We start from the raw sequence: 17067 nt of genomic DNA on the forward strand, positions 1-17067 counted from the left end.
ACTATAAAATTCACAGAATAAGGTGAGTTATCCACAACTTGTGTAAAACTTTTAAGCTTAGATTAAGTTAATAGGTTTATAATCTTGACAAACAATAACAAACGGAGGCGTTTATGAAACACTTACAAAAATTTTACAAAAAAGGAGTTACTTTTCTTGTAATTATTCTAATAGGATTTTTGAGTGGTGCACTAGGAAGTTTTGTAACATTGCAACTTTATCAAAAACAAGGAAATCAAGCTACAAATAATAATTCTGGCACTGTAACTCAAACATCATACAAGAATGAAAACTCAACTACTCAAGCAGTGAATAAAATTAAGGATGCTGTTGTATCAGTCATTACTTACTCTGCTAATAAACAAAGTAGTGTATTTGGAACGGAAGAATCAAATTCTGATACGGATAATCAACAGATTGCAAGTGAAGGATCAGGTGTTATCTATAAAAAGAACGAAAATGATGCTTATATTGTAACAAATACTCACGTTATTAACGGAGCTTCAAAAGTTGATATCCGTTTAGCTGATGGTACAAAAGTTCCTGGTGAAATTATTGGATCAGATACCTTCTCTGATATTGCTGTCGTTAAAATTTCTTCAGAAAAAGTTACAACAGTAGCAGAATTTGGTGATTCAAGCCAACTTAATGTTGGAGAAACAGCGATTGCTATTGGTAGTCCTTTAGGTTCAGAATATGCTAATACAGTTACACAGGGAATCATCTCAAGTCTTAATCGAAATGTTTCTCTAAAATCTGAAGATGGTCAAGCTATTTCAACAAAAGCCATTCAAACAGATACGGCCATTAACCCTGGTAACTCTGGTGGTCCGCTTGTAAATATTCAAGGACAAGTAATTGGTATTACATCAAGTAAGATTGCAAGTAATGGTGGAACATCTGTGGAAGGTCTTGGTTTTGCAATTCCTTCAAACGATGTACAAAATATTATTAAACAGCTTGAAAGTGATGGTAAAGTGACTCGTCCTGCTCTTGGAATCCAAATGGTCAATCTATCTAACGTTGGAGCTAATGATCTTAGAAAACTAAACATTCCAAGTGGCCTCACTTCAGGGGTAGTTGTTCGATCTGTTCAAAGTAATATGCCTGCAAATGGACATCTTCAAAAATACGATGTCATTACTAAAGTTGACGACAAAGAGATTACTTCATCAACAGACTTACAATATGCTCTTTACAACCATGCTATTGGAGACACTATAAAAATAACCTACTACCGTAATGGTAAGGAGGAAACAACCTCTATAAAACTAGATAAGAATTCTGGTGATTTGGAACGTTAATTGACATCAGTGTAAAGAAAACTTTACAGAAAGTAAAAGATATGTTAGTGTAGAATCATGGAAAAATTTGAAATGATTTCTATCTCTGAAATACAAAAAAATCCTTACCAACCTCGGAAAGAATTTGATGTAGAAAAATTAAAAGAATTGGCTCAGTCAATCAAAGAAAATGGGCTCATCCAACCAATCATCGTTCGTCAATCTCCTGTAATTGGTTATGAAATCCTTGCAGGAGAGAGACGATATCGAGCTTCTCTCTTGGCTGGTCTGACCTCTATTCCAGCCGTTGTGAAACACCTATCAGATCAGGAAATGATGGTTCAATCAATCATTGAAAATTTGCAGAGAGAAAACTTAAATCCTGTTGAAGAAGCACGCGCCTATGAATCTCTAGTAGAAAAAGGATTTACTCACACTGAGATAGCCGATAAAATGGGGAAATCTCGACCTTATATCACTAATTTTATTCGTTTACTTTCCCTACCAGAATATATCTTAGCTGAAGTAGAAAATGGGAACATTTCTCAAGCACATGCACGTTCACTAGTTGGTTTGGACAAAGAGCAGCAAGACTATTTCTTCCAACTAATCAAAAATGAAGATATTTCTGTGAGAAGGTTGGAAGCACTACTGACAGAAAAAAAAAACAAGAAGCAGAAAAAAAGCGATTCTTTCATCAAAGATGAAGAAGATAAATTAAAAAAACTACTAGGTTTAAGTGTAGAAATTAAACTTTCTAAAAAAGATACTGGAAAGATTGTCATCTCTTTTTCAAGTCAAAAAGAATACGATAGAATTATTAACAGCCTGAAATGAGGCTGTTCTTTTATTTTCTCAACCCACAAATTTATCCACCAATTTTTTTATCAAAAAGCCTATTGAATCAAGGAAATATCTATTTATCCCCAACCTGTGGATAAATACTACTAACATTGTGGATTCTTTTCCACAATCTGTGGAAAATTCCTACTATCTATGGTAAAATAAGTCTAGCACTAAACTACTAAAATCATAGTAAAGGAGGAAAAATAGTTGAAAGAAAAGCAATTTTGGAATCGTATTTTAGAATTTGCTCAAGAAAGATTGACGCGATCTATGTATGATTTCTATGCTACACCTGCTGAACTTATCAAAGTAGAAGAAAATACAGCTACTATATTTCTACCGAGATCAGAGATGGAAATGGTGTGGGAAAAGCAATTAAAAGATATTATCATTGCTGCTGGTTTTGAAATTTATGATTCTGAAATCAAACCTCACTATATTTTCACTAAACCTCAGAGTACAGAATCTCCTCAAGTAAATGATACAAATAGTGTCTCTACTTACGATTATACACCTACACTACCAACGATTCCCTATTCTGAAACGGGATTAAAAGAAAAATATACCTTTGATAACTTTATTCAAGGTGATGGGAATGTTTGGGCGGTGTCAGCTGCACTAGCTGTATCTGAAGATTTAGCTCTGACCTATAATCCTCTTTTCATCTATGGAGGACCTGGTCTTGGAAAGACTCATTTGCTCAATGCGATTGGAAATGAGATTTTGAAAAATATTCCTGATGCGCGTGTCAAATACATTCCTGCCGAAAGCTTTATCAACGACTTTCTTGAACACTTGCGACTTGGGGAAATGGAAAAGTTCAAAAAGACTTACCGTAGTCTTGATCTCTTATTGATTGATGATATCCAATCTCTCAGCGGTAAAAAAGTCGCAACCCAGGAAGAATTTTTCAATACCTTCAATGCTCTTCATGATAAGCAGAAACAGATTGTCCTAACCAGTGATCGAAGTCCTAAACACCTAGAAGGCCTTGAGGAGAGGCTTGTCACGCGCTTTAGCTGGGGATTGACGCAAAATATCACCCCTCCTGACTTTGAGACACGTATCGCCATTCTTCAAAGTAAAACAGAGCATTTGGATTACCATTTCCAAAGTGATACTCTGGAATACTTGGCTGGCCAATTTGACTCAAATGTTCGAGAACTGGAAGGAGCAATCAACGATATCACTTTAATTGCCAGAGTGAAGAAGATTAAGGATATCACTATTGATATTGCTGCGGAAGCTATTAGAGCACGTAAGCAAGACGCCCGCCAGATACTTGTTATTCCAATTGAGAAAATCCAAACTGAAGTTGGTAATTTTTATGGAGTGAGTGTCAAAGAAATGAAGGGTACGAGACGAGTTCAAAATATCGTTTTAGCGCGTCAAGTTGCTATGTATCTAGCTAGAGAACTGACAGATAACAGTCTTCCAAAAATCGGAAAAGAATTTGGCGGAAAGGATCACACCACCGTGATTCATGCCCATGCTAAAATCAAATCATTGATTGACGAAGACGATAATTTACGTTTAGAAATAGAAGCAATCAAAAAGAAAATTAAGTAGCTTGTGGATAAGTTTTCCTTTCTTATCTTTTTTATCCACATTTTTTAAACAAGCTTAGAAGCTTAAGTTTACTAAATAGCACTCAGTTTTCCACAGAATTCACACACTCTATTATTACTATTAACTTTCTAATACTAAAATAAAGGAGAATCCATGATTCATTTTTCAATTAATAAAAATTTATTTTTACAAGCCTTAAATACCACAAAACGAGCAATTAGCTCCAAAAATGCTATTCCAATTTTATCAACAATCAAAATTGATGTTACCAACGAAGGAATTACTTTAGTTGGATCAAATGGACAAATTTCCATTGAAAATTTCATTTCTCAAAAAAATGAAGATGCTGGTCTTTTGATAACTTCCTTAGGTTCGATTCTTCTTGAAGCCTCTTTCTTTATCAATGTTGTCTCCAGTCTTCCAGATGTAACGCTTGATTTCAAAGAGACTGAACAAAAACAAATTGTCTTAACAAGTGGCAAATCAGAAATCACCCTAAAAGGAAAAGATAGCGAACAGTACCCACGAATCCAAGAAATTTCAGCAAGTACTCCTTTGGTCCTTGAAACCAAACTACTCAAGAAAATTATCAATGAAACAGCTTTTGCTGCAAGTACGCAAGAAAGTCGCCCAATCTTAACAGGTGTCCACTTCGTATTGAGCCAAAATAAAGAACTAAAAACAGTTGCGACAGATTCTCATCGCCTTAGCCAGAAAAAATTGACTCTTGAAAAAAATGGTGATGATTTCGATGTGGTGATTCCTAGTCGCTCTCTACGTGAATTTTCAGCTGTATTTACGGATGATATTGAAACAGTGGAGATTTTCTTTTCCAACAATCAAATCCTCTTTAGAAGCGAAAATATAAGCTTCTACACTCGTCTCCTAGAAGGAAACTATCCTGATACAGATCGTTTGATTCCAACTGACTTTAACACGATAATTACTTTTGATGTTGTTAATTTGCGTCAATCAATGGAACGCGCACGTCTCTTATCAAGTGCGACTCAAAATGGTACTGTGAAGCTTGAAATTAGAGGTGGTGTTGTTAGCGCCCATGTTCATTCTCCTGAAGTTGGTAAAGTAAACGAAGAAATCGATACTGATCAGGTGACTGGTGATGATTTGACCATTAGTTTCAACCCGACTTACTTGATTGATTCCCTCAAGGCTTTAAATAGCGAAAAAGTGACTATTAGCTTTATCTCAGCAGTTCGTCCATTTACTCTTGTGCCAGCAGATACTGACGAAGACTTCATGCAACTCATCACACCAGTTCGTACAAATTAAGTGAAAGAGGTTGAGCCTAGCTCGCCTCTTTTATGATATAATCGAAAAAGAAAAGGAGAGTAGTATGTATCAAGTTGGAAATTTTGTTGAGATGAAAAAACCACATGCTTGCACAATAAAGTCAACAGGAAAAAAAGCCAATCGTTGGGAAATTACACGTGTAGGGGCAGATATCAAAATCAAATGTAGCAATTGCGACCACCTTGTCATGATGAGTCGCCATGATTTTGAACGAAAAATGAATAAGATTATTGACTAAGAACCTTTAGTTAGAGAGTTAGCAAGTTTTCCCTTTTTGTGTTATAATGTTAGGGATTGAAATGAGAACGGAGAATGAGAAACTATGGCTTTAACAGCAGGTATCGTTGGTTTGCCAAACGTTGGAAAATCAACCCTTTTTAATGCAATTACAAAAGCAGGAGCAGAGGCCGCAAACTACCCATTTGCGACTATTGATCCAAATGTTGGGATGGTAGAAGTTCCAGATGAACGCCTACAAAAACTAACTGAAATGATTACTCCTAAAAAGACAGTCCCAACAACATTTGAATTTACAGATATTGCAGGGATTGTAAAAGGTGCATCAAAAGGAGAAGGTCTAGGGAATAAATTTTTAGCCAACATTCGTGAAGTAGATGCGATTGTTCATGTTGTGCGTGCATTTGATGATGAAAATGTTATGCGCGAACAAGGACGTGAAGATGCCTTTGTGGATCCACTTGCAGATATTGATACCATTAACTTGGAGTTGATTCTTGCTGACCTAGAGTCAGTAAATAAACGCTATGCGCGTGTAGAAAAGATGGCACGTACGCAAAAAGATAAGGAATCTGTGGCGGAATTCAATGTTCTTCAAAAAATTAAACCAGTCCTTGAAGATGGAAAATCAGCACGTACCATTGAATTCACAGATGAAGAACAAAAAGTAGTCAAAGGTCTCTTCCTTTTGACCACTAAACCAGTTCTTTATGTTGCTAATGTGGATGAGGATGTAGTTTCAGATCCAGATTCTATCGATTATGTCAAACAAATTCGTGAATTTGCAGCGACAGAGAATGCTGAAGTAGTCGTTATTTCCGCGCGTGCTGAGGAAGAAATTTCTGAGTTAGATGATGAAGATAAGCAAGAGTTTCTTGAAGCACTTGGCTTGACAGAATCAGGTGTTGATAAGTTGACTCGTGCAGCTTACCACTTACTTGGACTTGGAACTTACTTCACAGCTGGTGAAAAAGAAGTTCGCGCTTGGACCTTTAAGCGTGGTATGAAAGCTCCTCAAGCAGCTGGTATCATCCACTCAGACTTTGAAAAAGGATTTATTCGTGCAGTAACCATGTCATATGAGGATTTAGTGAAATACGGATCTGAAAAGGCTGTAAAAGAAGCTGGGCGCTTGCGTGAAGAAGGAAAAGAATATATCGTTCAAGATGGCGATATCATGGAATTCCGCTTTAATGTCTAATAATATTTAACAAATAGTGTCAAATAGGTTGGAAAAAAATTCCAACCCTTTTGGCTTTTGAAAGGAAAATAAATGACTAAATTACTTGTTGGATTAGGAAATCCAGGGGATAAATATTTTGAAACCAAGCACAACGTTGGATTTATGTTGATTGACCAATTAGCTAAAAAACAAAATGTCACTTTTACACATGATAAGATATTTCAAGCTGACCTAGCATCTTTTTTTCTTAATGGTGAAAAAATTTATCTTGTCAAACCAACGACGTTTATGAATGAAAGCGGAAAAGCGGTCCATGCTTTATTGACTTACTATGGTTTGGATATTGAAGATTTACTCGTTATTTACGACGACCTTGACATGGAAGTTGGAAAAATTCGTTTAAGAGCAAAGGGCTCAGCAGGTGGTCATAATGGGATCAAATCTATTATTCAACATATAGGTACTCAGGTCTTTAATCGTGTTAAAATAGGTATCGGAAGACCTAAAAAAGGTATGTCAGTGGTTCACCATGTTTTAAGTAAGTTTGATCAGGATGACTATCTAGGTGTTTTACAGTCGATTGACAAGGTTGACAATGCTGTAAAATACTATTTACAAGAGAAAAACTTTGAGAAAACAATGCAGAGGTATAATGGATAAATGGTGACTTTATTAGATTTATTCTCAGAAAATAATCAGATAGAAAAATGGCATCAAAATCTGACAGATAAGAAAAGACAACTAATACTAGGTCTGTCAACTTCTACCAAGGCTCTTGCAATTGCGAGTAGTCTAAAAAAAGAAAATAAGATTGTATTATTGACATCGACTTATGGAGAAGCAGAAAGAATTATCAGTGATTTTCTTTCTATCTTAGGAGAGGAATTAGTCTATCCATTTTTGGTAGATGACTCTCCTATGGTAGAGTTTTTGATGTCTTCACAAGAAAAAATCATTTCGCGAGTTGAGGCCTTGCGTTTTTTAACTGATTCATCTAAGAAAGGGATTTTAGTTTGTAATATCGCAGCAAGTCGCTTGATTTTACCTTCTCCAACTGGATTTAAAGAAAGTATTATAAGGATTGCAGTCGGTGAAGAATATGATCAACATGACCTTCTTCACAAATTAAAGGAAATAGGCTATCGCAAAGTTACGCAAGTACAAACTCAAGGTGAGTTTAGTATTCGAGGAGATATTTTAGATATTTTTGAGATGTCTCAGTTAGAACCTTTCCGAATCGAGTTTTTTGGTGATGAAGTAGATGGAATTCGGACTTTTGAAGTAGAAACACAATTATCGAAGGAAAATCAAACAGAACTTACCATCTTTCCAGCAAGTGATATGCTCTTGAGGGAAAAGAACTATCTACGAGGTCAGTCTGCTTTAGAAAAACAAATTTCGAAGACCTTATCACCAATTTTAAAATCATACTTGGAAGAGATTTTGTCAAGTTTTCATCAAAAACAAGTACATTCAGATAGTCGAAAGTTTTTATCTTTATGTTACGATAAAACATGGACAATATTTGATTATATTGAAAAAGATACACCAGTATTCTTTGATGATTACCAGAAATTGATGAATCAGTATGAAGTCTTTGAAAGAGAATTAGCTCAATACTTTACAGAAGATTTACAGAACGGTAAAGCATTTTCTGATATGCAGTATTTTGCAGATACAGAGCAAACCTATAAAAAACAAAGTCCAGTTACCTTTTTCTCCAATCTACAAAAAGGATTAGGAAATCTCAAGTTTGATCACATTTATCAATTTAATCAATATCCTATGCAAGAGTTTTTCAATCAATTTTCTTTTCTTAAAGAAGAAATTGAGCGATATAAAAAAATGAACTACACCATTGTTCTGCAGTCTAGCAATTCAATGGGGAGTAAAACATTGGAGGATATTTTAGAGAAATATCAGATTAAACTGGATTCAAGAGATAAGTCAAGTATCTGTAAAGAATCTGTAAACTTAATTGAGGGTAATCTAAGACATGGTTTTCATTTTGTAGATGAAAAAATTCTTTTGATTACTGAACATGAGATTTTTCAAAAGAAATTAAAACGTCGTTTTAGAAGACAACATGCGTCAAATGCAGAGCGATTAAAAGATTATAATGAACTTGAAAAAGGGGACTACGTTGTTCACCATATTCATGGAATTGGTCAATATCTAGGCATTGAAACAATTGAAATCAAAGGGATTCACCGGGATTATGTCAGTGTTCAATATCAAAATGGGGATCAAATCTCCATCCCAGTTGAGCAGATTCAATTACTGTCCAAATATGTTTCAAGTGATGGGAAAGCTCCAAAACTTAATAAATTAAATGATGGTCATTTCAAAAAGGCCAAGCAAAAAGTTAAGAACCAGGTAGAGGATATAGCTGACTATTTAATCAAACTTTATTCTGAGCGTAGTCAGTTGAAGGGTTTTGCTTTCTCAGCTGATGATGATGAGCAACATGCTTTTGATGATGCTTTTCCTTATGTTGAAACGGATGATCAACTTCGCAGTATTGAGGAAATCAAGAAAGATATGCAGGATTCTCACCCCATGGATCGACTTTTGGTTGGAGATGTTGGTTTTGGGAAGACTGAAGTTGCAATGCGTGCAGCCTTTAAGGCGGTCAATGATCATAAACAAGTTGTCGTTCTAGTTCCGACGACGGTTTTAGCGCAACAACACTATACGAATTTTAAGGAAAGATTCCAAAATTTTGCTGTTAATATTGATGTATTGAGTCGCTTTAGAAGTAAAAAAGAGCAGGCGGAGACACTTGAAAAATTAAAGAATGGTCAAATCGATATTTTGATTGGAACACATCGTGTTTTGTCAAAAGATGTTGTATTTTCAGATTTAGGCTTGATGATTATTGATGAAGAGCAACGATTTGGTGTCAAGCATAAGGAAACATTGAAAGAACTGAAGAAACAAGTGGATGTCCTAACCTTGACAGCAACACCAATCCCTCGAACCCTTCATATGTCTATGTTGGGAATCCGAGATTTGTCTGTTATTGAAACACCTCCGACCAATCGGTATCCAGTGCAAACCTATGTTTTGGAAAAGAATGATAGTGTGATTCGTGATGCTGTCTTACGTGAAATGGAGCGTGGTGGTCAAGTTTACTATCTTTACAATAAAGTTGACACTATTGATCGGAAGGTTTCAGAATTACAAGAGTTGATTCCAGAAGCTTCGATTGGGTATGTTCACGGACAAATGAGCGAAATTCAGTTAGAAAACACTTTGTTGGACTTTATTGAAGGTCAGTATGATATTTTGGTGACTACCACAATCATTGAGACTGGCGTTGATATTCCAAATGCTAACACCTTATTTATTGAAAATGCAGACCATATGGGCTTGTCAACTTTGTATCAATTAAGAGGGAGAGTTGGTCGGAGCAATCGCATTGCCTATGCCTATCTTATGTATCGTCCAGAAAAATCAATCAGTGAAGTCTCTGAAAAGAGATTAGAAGCAATCAAAGGATTTACAGAATTGGGATCTGGATTTAATATTGCTATGCGTGATCTTTCAATTCGTGGAGCAGGAAACCTCTTAGGAAAATCTCAATCGGGCTTCATTGATTCTGTTGGTTTTGAATTGTATTCTCAGTTACTAGAAGAAGCTATTGCTAAACGCAATGGCAATAAGAATACGAGAACTAAAGGAAATGCCGAGTTGATTTTACAAATCGATGCCTATCTTCCTGATACTTATATTTCTGAGCAACGACATAAGATTGAAATTTACAAGAAAATTCGTCAAATTGACAACCGTGTCAACTATGAAGAATTACAAGAAGAGTTGATGGACCGTTTTGGAGAATACCCAGACGTAGTAGCATACCTTTTAGAGATTGGTTTGGTCAAGTCATATTTTGACAAGGTATTTGTAGAACGTGTGGAAAGAAAAGAAAATAAGATTACAGTTCAATTTGAAAAAGTCACTCAACGACTATTCTTGGCTCAAGATTATTTTAAAGCCTTATCTGCAACGAACTTAAAAGCAGCTATAGCTGAGAATAAGGGATTAATGGAAGTTGTATTTGATGTCCGAAACAAGAAGGATTATGAAATTTTAGAAGGTTTGCTGATTTTTGGAGAAAGTTTATTAGAGATAAAAGAATCAAAGGAAGCAAATCCCATTTAACATTTTTCTTCTATAAAAAGGATAAAAATGGTACAATAATAATTTGAGGTAATAAAAATGAGATTAGACAAGTATTTAAAAGTATCACGAATTATTAAGCGTCGCACAGTCGCAAAAGAAGTAGCAGATAAAGGTAGAATCAAGGTGAACGGAATCTTGGCCAAAAGTTCAACGGATTTGAAAGTTGATGACCAAGTTGAAATTCGCTTTGGAAATAAGTTGTTGCTTGTTAAAGTACTAGAGATGAAAGATAGTACAAAAAAAGAAGATGCAGCAGGCATGTATGAAATTCTCAGTGAAACACGGGTAGAAGAAAATGTCTAAAAATATTGTACAGATGAATAATTCTTTTATTCAAAATGAACATCAACGTCGTCGTTACCTGATGAAGGAGAGACAAAAGAGGAATCGTTTTATGGGTTGGGTCCTTATTTTGATGATCTTGTTGTTTATTTTACCAACTTATAACTTGGCCCAAAGCTATGATCAGTTACTGCAACGCCGTCAGCAATTGACAGAGTTGAAAGAGCAGTACCAAACTCTTAGTGACGAAAAGGATAAGGAATCTGCTTTTGCTGCAAAGTTGAAAGATGAAGACTATGTAGCAAAATATGCACGCGCCAAGTACTATTACTCAAAGAAACGAGAAGCGATTTACACAATTCCTGATTTGCTTCCGAGGTAATGTCATGGAAAATATATTAAAAGTTGTTGAGCAGTTTTTAAGTTTATCAGATGAAAAACTAGAGGAATTAGCAACTAAAAATCATTTATTACGATTACAAGAAGAAAGGGAAGGAAAGAATGCGTAAGTTCTTAGTAGTTCTATTGCTACCTGCTTTTATTATCATTTCAAGAGTAGTTAGCACAGAAAAACAGCTTCCTTACTCTTCACAAGAAATTTATTATCTAACTGAGTCTAACTATGGATTCTACTACAAAGAAATTTTGGAATCCCCTAAGGTATATGGAGAAACAACTCTCTATGCTAATGAGGACCTTGTCAAGGAGTCTGGTAAATTAACTCCTGCAATCGCCTTTAAAATAGTAGAATGGCGTTTGAATAAACAAGGTATTCCTGTTTTTAAATTAGACAATCATCAGTTTATCCTTGCAGATAAGCGTTTAGTCTATGATCAAAGTCATGTTCAAACTCAAAATAGACAAGTATGGTTGGAACCAGGGTTTGTTATTTATAGCAGCCCTTATGACGTTAAAGAAATTTCTTCTATCCTCTCTCCTTATCAACACGTAACAGTGGATAGAACCCTCTTTGCTGAGGGACAAGAATTTCTTCATATTGATCAAGTTGGGTGGGTATCAAAAGAGTTCGTCTCAGAAGAGGACAATCGCATCCAGAAGGTTCAAGAAATCTTATCAAACAACTATCAGAATGAAAATTACTCTATTTATGTTAAACAGCTGAGTACAGGTAAAGAGGCTGGGGTGAATGAAGACAACAAACTCTATGCAGCTAGCATCTTGAAATTGGCCTACCTTTATTATGCTCAAGATAAGATAAATCAAGGCGACTATACGCTGGACAGCAGTTTCAAGTATATCCCAGAAGTAAATAGCTTCCCTGGATCCTATAAACCAGAAGGTAGTGGTAGTTTACCTAAAAAAGAAGACAACAAAGATTACAGTCTCCAACAGTTAATTACCAAAATAACAAAAGAGTCTGATAATGTTGCTCATAATATTTTAGGTTATTATGTGACCAATCAATCTGACGGCGTTTTTAAAGAAAAAATGTCTACTATTATGGGTGAAGATTGGGATGTGAATGATAAATTGACTTCTTCAAAAATGGCTGGAAAAGTTATGGAAGCTATTTATAATCAGAATGGTTTTGTCTTAGAATCTCTCAGTAAGACTGATTTTGACAATCAAAGAATTGCAAAAGGTGTTTCGGTTAAGGTGGCTCATAAAATCGGAGATGCGGATGAGTTTAAACATGACACTGCCATTGTCTATACTGATTCTCCTTTCGTTCTTTCTATTTTCACCAAAAATTCTGATTATGACACTATTGCTAAGATAGCCAAGGATGTCTATGAGGTTCTAAAATGAGGAAACGGGATTTTTTAAATCATTTTCTCCGAAAAGAGTATTTCAAAAAACATTCTAAAGTCGTGTTAGCTTTATCTGGCGGACTGGATTCAATGTTTTTATTTCATCTATTGTCTACTTACCAAAAAGAGTTGGAAATTGAGCTGATTGTAGCACATGTCAATCACAAGCAGAGAAGTGAGTCTGACTGGGAGGAAAATGAACTAAGGAAGTTAGCTGATGCAGCTGAACTTCCTATTTATATCACAAGCTTTTCAGGAGACTTTTCAGAAGCGCGTGCTCGAGAGTTTCGTTATGATTTTTTTAGGAAAATCATGAAAGAGGTTGGAGCAACTGCCTTGGTCACTGCCCACCATGCAGATGATCAAGTTGAAACGATTTTGATGCGCTTGATTCGAGGAAGTCGGTTACGCCATTTAACAGGGATAAAAGAAAGTCAAGTAGTTGATGATATTGAAATCATCCGTCCCTTGTTGCATTTTCATAAAACAGACTTCCCACCAATTTTTCATTTCGAAGATCAAACAAATCGTGAGAACAGCTATTTTCGCAATCGTATTCGGAATAGGTATTTACCAGAACTTGAAAAAGAAAATCCTCGTCTTAAATCCGCCCTTTTAGATTTTGGAATGGAAGTTTCAGATTACCAAGCAACCATAACGGAGATTTCTGAACAGATTGATGTAGAAGATTTGAATGAGCTCTTTTCATACTCAGAACAAACTCAAGGGGTCTTGCTCCAGAACTATCTCAATCAATTCCCAGACTTAAATCTTACGAAGTCTCAGTTTGATGAAGTTCGACAGATTTTAGCAAGGAAAAGCCAGTATCGTCATCCATTGAAAAATGGTTATGAATTGATAAAAGAGTATCAAAAGTTTAGAGTTTGCAAAATCAGTCCTCAGGCTGATGAAAAGGAAGATGAACTTGTGTTACACTATCAAAATCAAGTTCGATATATGGGGTATCTATTTTCTTTTGGTATTCCTATTGAAGGGAAGTCTGTTCAAAGAGTAACGGTTTCACGAGAAACATCTGTACACATTAGATATCGAAAACCTGGTGATGTTATTAGGCTGAATGGTCATCGAAAGAAACTGAGGCGTTTGTATATAGATTTGAAAATCCCTATTGAAAAACGAAAAACAACTCCTATTATTGAGCAATTTGGAGAAATTGTCTCAATTTTGGGAATTGCGACCAGTGATTTGAGTAAAAACACGAAAAATGATATAATGAACACTGTACTTTATATAGAAAAAATAGATAGGTAAAAAGATGTTAGAACACGATATTAAAAAAATCCTCATTTCACATGATGAAATTATAGAAGCAGCTAAAAAGCTAGGTAAACAATTAACCAAAGACTATGATGGAAAAAATCCAATTCTTGTTGGAATTTTGAAAGGATCGATTCCTTTTATGGCTGAGTTGGTCAAACATATTGATACACATATTGAGATGGACTTTATGATGGTATCTAGCTACCATGGTGGAACTGCAAGTAGTGGTGTCATCAATATCAAGCAAGACGTAACTCAAGATATCAAAGGAAGACATATTCTATTTGTAGAAGATATCATCGATACAGGTCAAACTTTGAAAAATCTGCGAGATATGTTTATTGCAAGAGAAGCAGCTTCTGTTAAAATCGCGACTTTGTTGGACAAACCAGAGGGACGTGTTGTTGAAATTGAAGCGGATTATACTTGCTTTACTATTCCAAATGAGTTTGTGGTAGGTTATGGTCTAGATTATAAAGAAAATTATCGTAACCTTCCTTATGTTGGAGTATTGAAAGAAGAAGTTTATTCAAATTAGAAAGATTTATCTTTAATGAAAAAACAAAATAATGGTTTAGTTAGAAACCCATTTCTCTACTTGTTAATTATCTTCTTCCTAGTGACAGGATTCCAGTATTTTTACTCTGGAAATACTGCTGGGCGAAGCGAAAAAATTAACTATACAGAACTGGTAAAAGAAATTACTGCAGACAATGTAAAAGAATTAACCTATCAGCCAAATGGTAGCATCATTGAAGTGTCTGGTGTTTATAAAAATCCTAAGACTAGTAAGGAAGAAACAGGAATTCAATTTTTCACTCCTACTGCTACAACAGTAGAAAGATTCTCAAGTACTATTCTTCCGTCTGATTCAACAGTTTCAGAATTGCAAAAACTTGCTTCTGAACATCAGGCAGAAGTAACAGTCAAACATGAGAGTTCAAGCGGTATGTGGATCAATATCCTTGTCTCTGTTGTGCCGTTTGCTATTCTCTTATTCTTCCTATTCTCTATGATGGGAAATATGGGAGGAAATAGTGGCCGAAATCCAATGAGTTTTGGACGTAGCAAGGCCAAGGCTGCTAACAAAGAAGATATCAAGGTACGATTCTCAGATGTTGCAGGTGCTGAGGAAGAAAAACAAGAATTAGTAGAAGTTGTTGAATTCCTAAAAGATCCAAAAAGATTTACCAAACTTGGTGCGCGTATTCCTGCGGGTGTTCTTTTAGAGGGACCTCCGGGAACAGGTAAGACTTTGCTTGCTAAGGCGGTTGCCGGAGAAGCAGGCGTTCCATTCTTTAGCATTTCAGGATCTGACTTTGTAGAAATGTTTGTCGGAGTTGGCGCAAGTCGTGTTCGTTCTCTTTTTGAGGATGCTAAAAAAGCAGCACCAGCCATTATCTTTATCGATGAAATTGATGCTGTTGGTCGCCAACGTGGAGTTGGTCTCGGTGGAGGAAATGATGAACGTGAGCAAACCTTGAACCAGCTCTTAATTGAAATGGATGGTTTTGAGGGTAATGAAGGAATTATCGTTATCGCTGCGACAAACCGTTCAGATGTTCTTGATCCAGCTCTTCTCCGCCCAGGACGTTTTGATAGAAAAGTCTTGGTTGGTCGCCCTGATGTTAAAGGTCGTGAAGCAATCTTGAAAGTTCACGCTAAAAACAAACCTCTAGCAGAAGATGTTGATTTGAAATTAGTTGCCCAACAAACTCCAGGTTTTGTTGGTGCTGACTTGGAAAACGTTCTAAACGAGGCAGCCTTGGTTGCAGCCCGTCGCAACAAGTCAGTTATTGATGCTTCAGATATTGATGAAGCAGAAGATAGGGTTATTGCTGGACCTTCTAAGAAAGATAAGACAGTTTCACAAAAAGAACGTGAATTGGTTGCCTACCATGAGGCTGGACATACCATTGTTGGTCTAGTTTTATCGAATGCCCGTGTTGTTCATAAAGTGACTATCGTACCACGTGGCCGTGCAGGTGGTTACATGATTGCACTTCCTAAGGAAGATCAAATGCTTCTATCTAAAGAAGATATGAAAGAGCAATTAGCAGGATTGATGGGTGGTCGTGTTGCTGAGGAAATTATCTTTAATGTCCAAACGACAGGAGCTTCAAATGACTTTGAACAGGCTACTCAGATGGCGCGTGCAATGGTCACTGAATACGGTATGAGTGAAAAACTAGGCCCAGTTCAGTATGAGGGTAATCATGCTATGTTTGGTGCACAAAGTCCTCAAAAATCAATTTCAGAACAAACAGCTTATGAGATTGATGAGGAAGTTCGTTCATTATTAAATGAAGCACGGAATAAAGCAGCTGAAATTATTCAATCAAATCGTGAAACTCATAAGTTGATTGCAGAAGCATTGTTGAAATACGAAACATTGGATAGTACTCAAATTAAATCTCTTTACGAAACAGGAAAAATGCCTGAAACTGTAGAAGAGGAATCTCACGCCCTATCTTATGATGAAGTAAAATCAAAGATGAGTGAAGAAAAATAAATTTAGGCTCTTTGTCAACTGTAGTGGGTTGATAAAAAGTTACAACCTGAACCTGGGACAATAGTCCCTTATCTCCAAAAAAAGCAACGGATTGTACTGGCCCCAAAAAGTTGGACAAATAATTATTGAAAGGATTTAGTTCTGTACTGCACAGGACTAAGTCCTTTTAGTTTTACCTTAATTCGTTTGTTGTTGTAATAATCAATATAGTCTACAATGGCTTGTTTCAATTGCTTAAGCGACTGAAACGACTCCTCATAACTGTAAAACATCTCCGACTTCAAAATACCAAAGAACGACTCCATCATGCCGTTGTCTGGGCTGTTGCCCTTGCGTGACATGGAGGCTTGAATTCCCTTACTCTCTAGGAACCGATGATAAGAATCATGTTGGTATTGCCAGCCCTGGTCGCTGTGTAAAATGGTATTTTCATAGTATTTCTCTGTGAATGCCTGTTCTAACATACTCTTCACTTGTTCTAAGTTGGGCGAGCTAAACGTGCTGTTTCAAGAAGTAAATCTAGTCGAAATCCTCCTGAAGCCATTTCTCTAACTGTTTCTGCCTTTCTCGCTCTAGGGCTTCGTCCCTTTCCTCTAACTCTTTTAA

Annotated in this window: 15 protein-coding genes and 1 pseudogene; 15 read left to right on the top strand and 1 reads right to left on the bottom strand. The window is 36.1% G+C overall.

Going from position 1 to position 17067, the window contains the following annotated elements:
* Positions 1 to 113: 113 nt before the first annotated feature.
* The 15 genes from ACXYSL_RS07015 (at position 114) to ftsH (ending at position 16461) form a co-directional block, all read left to right on the top strand.
* Complete coding sequence (locus ACXYSL_RS07015) at positions 114 to 1304, top strand: S1C family serine protease (protein WP_458624345.1); 1191 nt, start codon at positions 114 to 116, stop codon at positions 1302 to 1304.
* Between the two features lie 57 nt (positions 1305 to 1361).
* Positions 1362 to 2120, top strand: a complete 759-nt coding sequence (locus tag ACXYSL_RS07020) for a ParB/RepB/Spo0J family partition protein (RefSeq protein WP_458624346.1) — start codon at positions 1362 to 1364, stop codon at positions 2118 to 2120.
* A gap of 216 nt (positions 2121 to 2336) precedes the next feature.
* The gene (dnaA, locus tag ACXYSL_RS07025; RefSeq protein ID WP_007520973.1) at positions 2337 to 3698 is read left to right on the top strand and encodes a chromosomal replication initiator protein DnaA; all 1362 of its coding nucleotides are present in this window, start codon (positions 2337 to 2339) and stop codon (positions 3696 to 3698) included.
* Positions 3699 to 3851: 153 nt separating this feature from the next.
* Complete coding sequence (dnaN, locus tag ACXYSL_RS07030; RefSeq protein ID WP_007520974.1) at positions 3852 to 4988, top strand: DNA polymerase III subunit beta; 1137 nt, start codon at positions 3852 to 3854, stop codon at positions 4986 to 4988.
* A gap of 64 nt (positions 4989 to 5052) precedes the next feature.
* Positions 5053 to 5247: a DUF951 domain-containing protein gene (locus tag ACXYSL_RS07035; protein ID WP_000285183.1), complete on the top strand. Its 195-nt coding sequence runs from the start codon at positions 5053 to 5055 to the stop codon at positions 5245 to 5247.
* Between the two features lie 84 nt (positions 5248 to 5331).
* A complete protein-coding gene (ychF, locus tag ACXYSL_RS07040; protein WP_001218700.1) occupies positions 5332 to 6447 on the top strand; it encodes a redox-regulated ATPase YchF in 1116 nt (371 codons plus the stop codon).
* Between the two features lie 72 nt (positions 6448 to 6519).
* Entirely contained in the window at positions 6520 to 7089 is a 570-nt protein-coding gene (gene pth, locus ACXYSL_RS07045; protein WP_247946998.1) for an aminoacyl-tRNA hydrolase, read from the top strand.
* Positions 7090 to 10593, top strand: coding sequence for a transcription-repair coupling factor (mfd, locus tag ACXYSL_RS07050; protein WP_458624347.1), 3504 nt, complete (start codon positions 7090 to 7092; stop codon positions 10591 to 10593).
* A 57-nt stretch (positions 10594 to 10650) separates the two neighbouring features.
* Positions 10651 to 10917, top strand: a complete 267-nt coding sequence (locus ACXYSL_RS07055) for an RNA-binding S4 domain-containing protein (protein ID WP_001234975.1) — start codon at positions 10651 to 10653, stop codon at positions 10915 to 10917.
* Positions 10910 to 11278: a septum formation initiator family protein gene (locus ACXYSL_RS07060; RefSeq protein ID WP_000041922.1), complete on the top strand. Its 369-nt coding sequence runs from the start codon at positions 10910 to 10912 to the stop codon at positions 11276 to 11278. The genes ACXYSL_RS07055 and ACXYSL_RS07060 overlap by 8 nt, the downstream gene beginning before the upstream one ends.
* 4 nt (positions 11279 to 11282) lie before the next feature.
* A complete protein-coding gene (locus ACXYSL_RS07065) occupies positions 11283 to 11405 on the top strand; it encodes an SP_0009 family protein (protein WP_007520981.1) in 123 nt (40 codons plus the stop codon).
* Positions 11398 to 12666 carry a serine hydrolase gene (locus tag ACXYSL_RS07070; protein WP_458624348.1) on the top strand — a complete coding sequence of 423 codons (1269 nt, stop codon included), beginning with the start codon at positions 11398 to 11400 and terminating at the stop codon, positions 12664 to 12666. Before ACXYSL_RS07065 ends, ACXYSL_RS07070 begins: the two co-directional genes overlap by 8 nt.
* Entirely contained in the window at positions 12663 to 13940 is a 1278-nt protein-coding gene (gene tilS, locus ACXYSL_RS07075; RefSeq protein ID WP_458624349.1) for a tRNA lysidine(34) synthetase TilS, read from the top strand. The genes ACXYSL_RS07070 and tilS overlap by 4 nt, the downstream gene beginning before the upstream one ends.
* A 4-nt stretch (positions 13941 to 13944) precedes the next feature.
* On the top strand, positions 13945 to 14487 hold the full coding sequence (hpt, locus tag ACXYSL_RS07080; RefSeq protein ID WP_070534697.1) for a hypoxanthine phosphoribosyltransferase: 543 nt from the start codon (positions 13945 to 13947) through the stop codon (positions 14485 to 14487).
* Positions 14488 to 14502: 15 nt separating this feature from the next.
* Positions 14503 to 16461 carry an ATP-dependent zinc metalloprotease FtsH gene (gene ftsH, locus ACXYSL_RS07085; RefSeq protein WP_007520986.1) on the top strand — a complete coding sequence of 653 codons (1959 nt, stop codon included), beginning with the start codon at positions 14503 to 14505 and terminating at the stop codon, positions 16459 to 16461.
* 122 nt (positions 16462 to 16583) lie between these two features.
* Here ftsH and ACXYSL_RS07090 read toward each other — a convergent pair.
* Positions 16584 to 16952, bottom strand: a pseudogene (locus tag ACXYSL_RS07090) (transposase); the annotation flags it as partial.
* Positions 16953 to 17067: the final 115 nt, after the last annotated feature.

It is taken from the genome of Streptococcus sp. V913 (assembly GCF_054353455.1).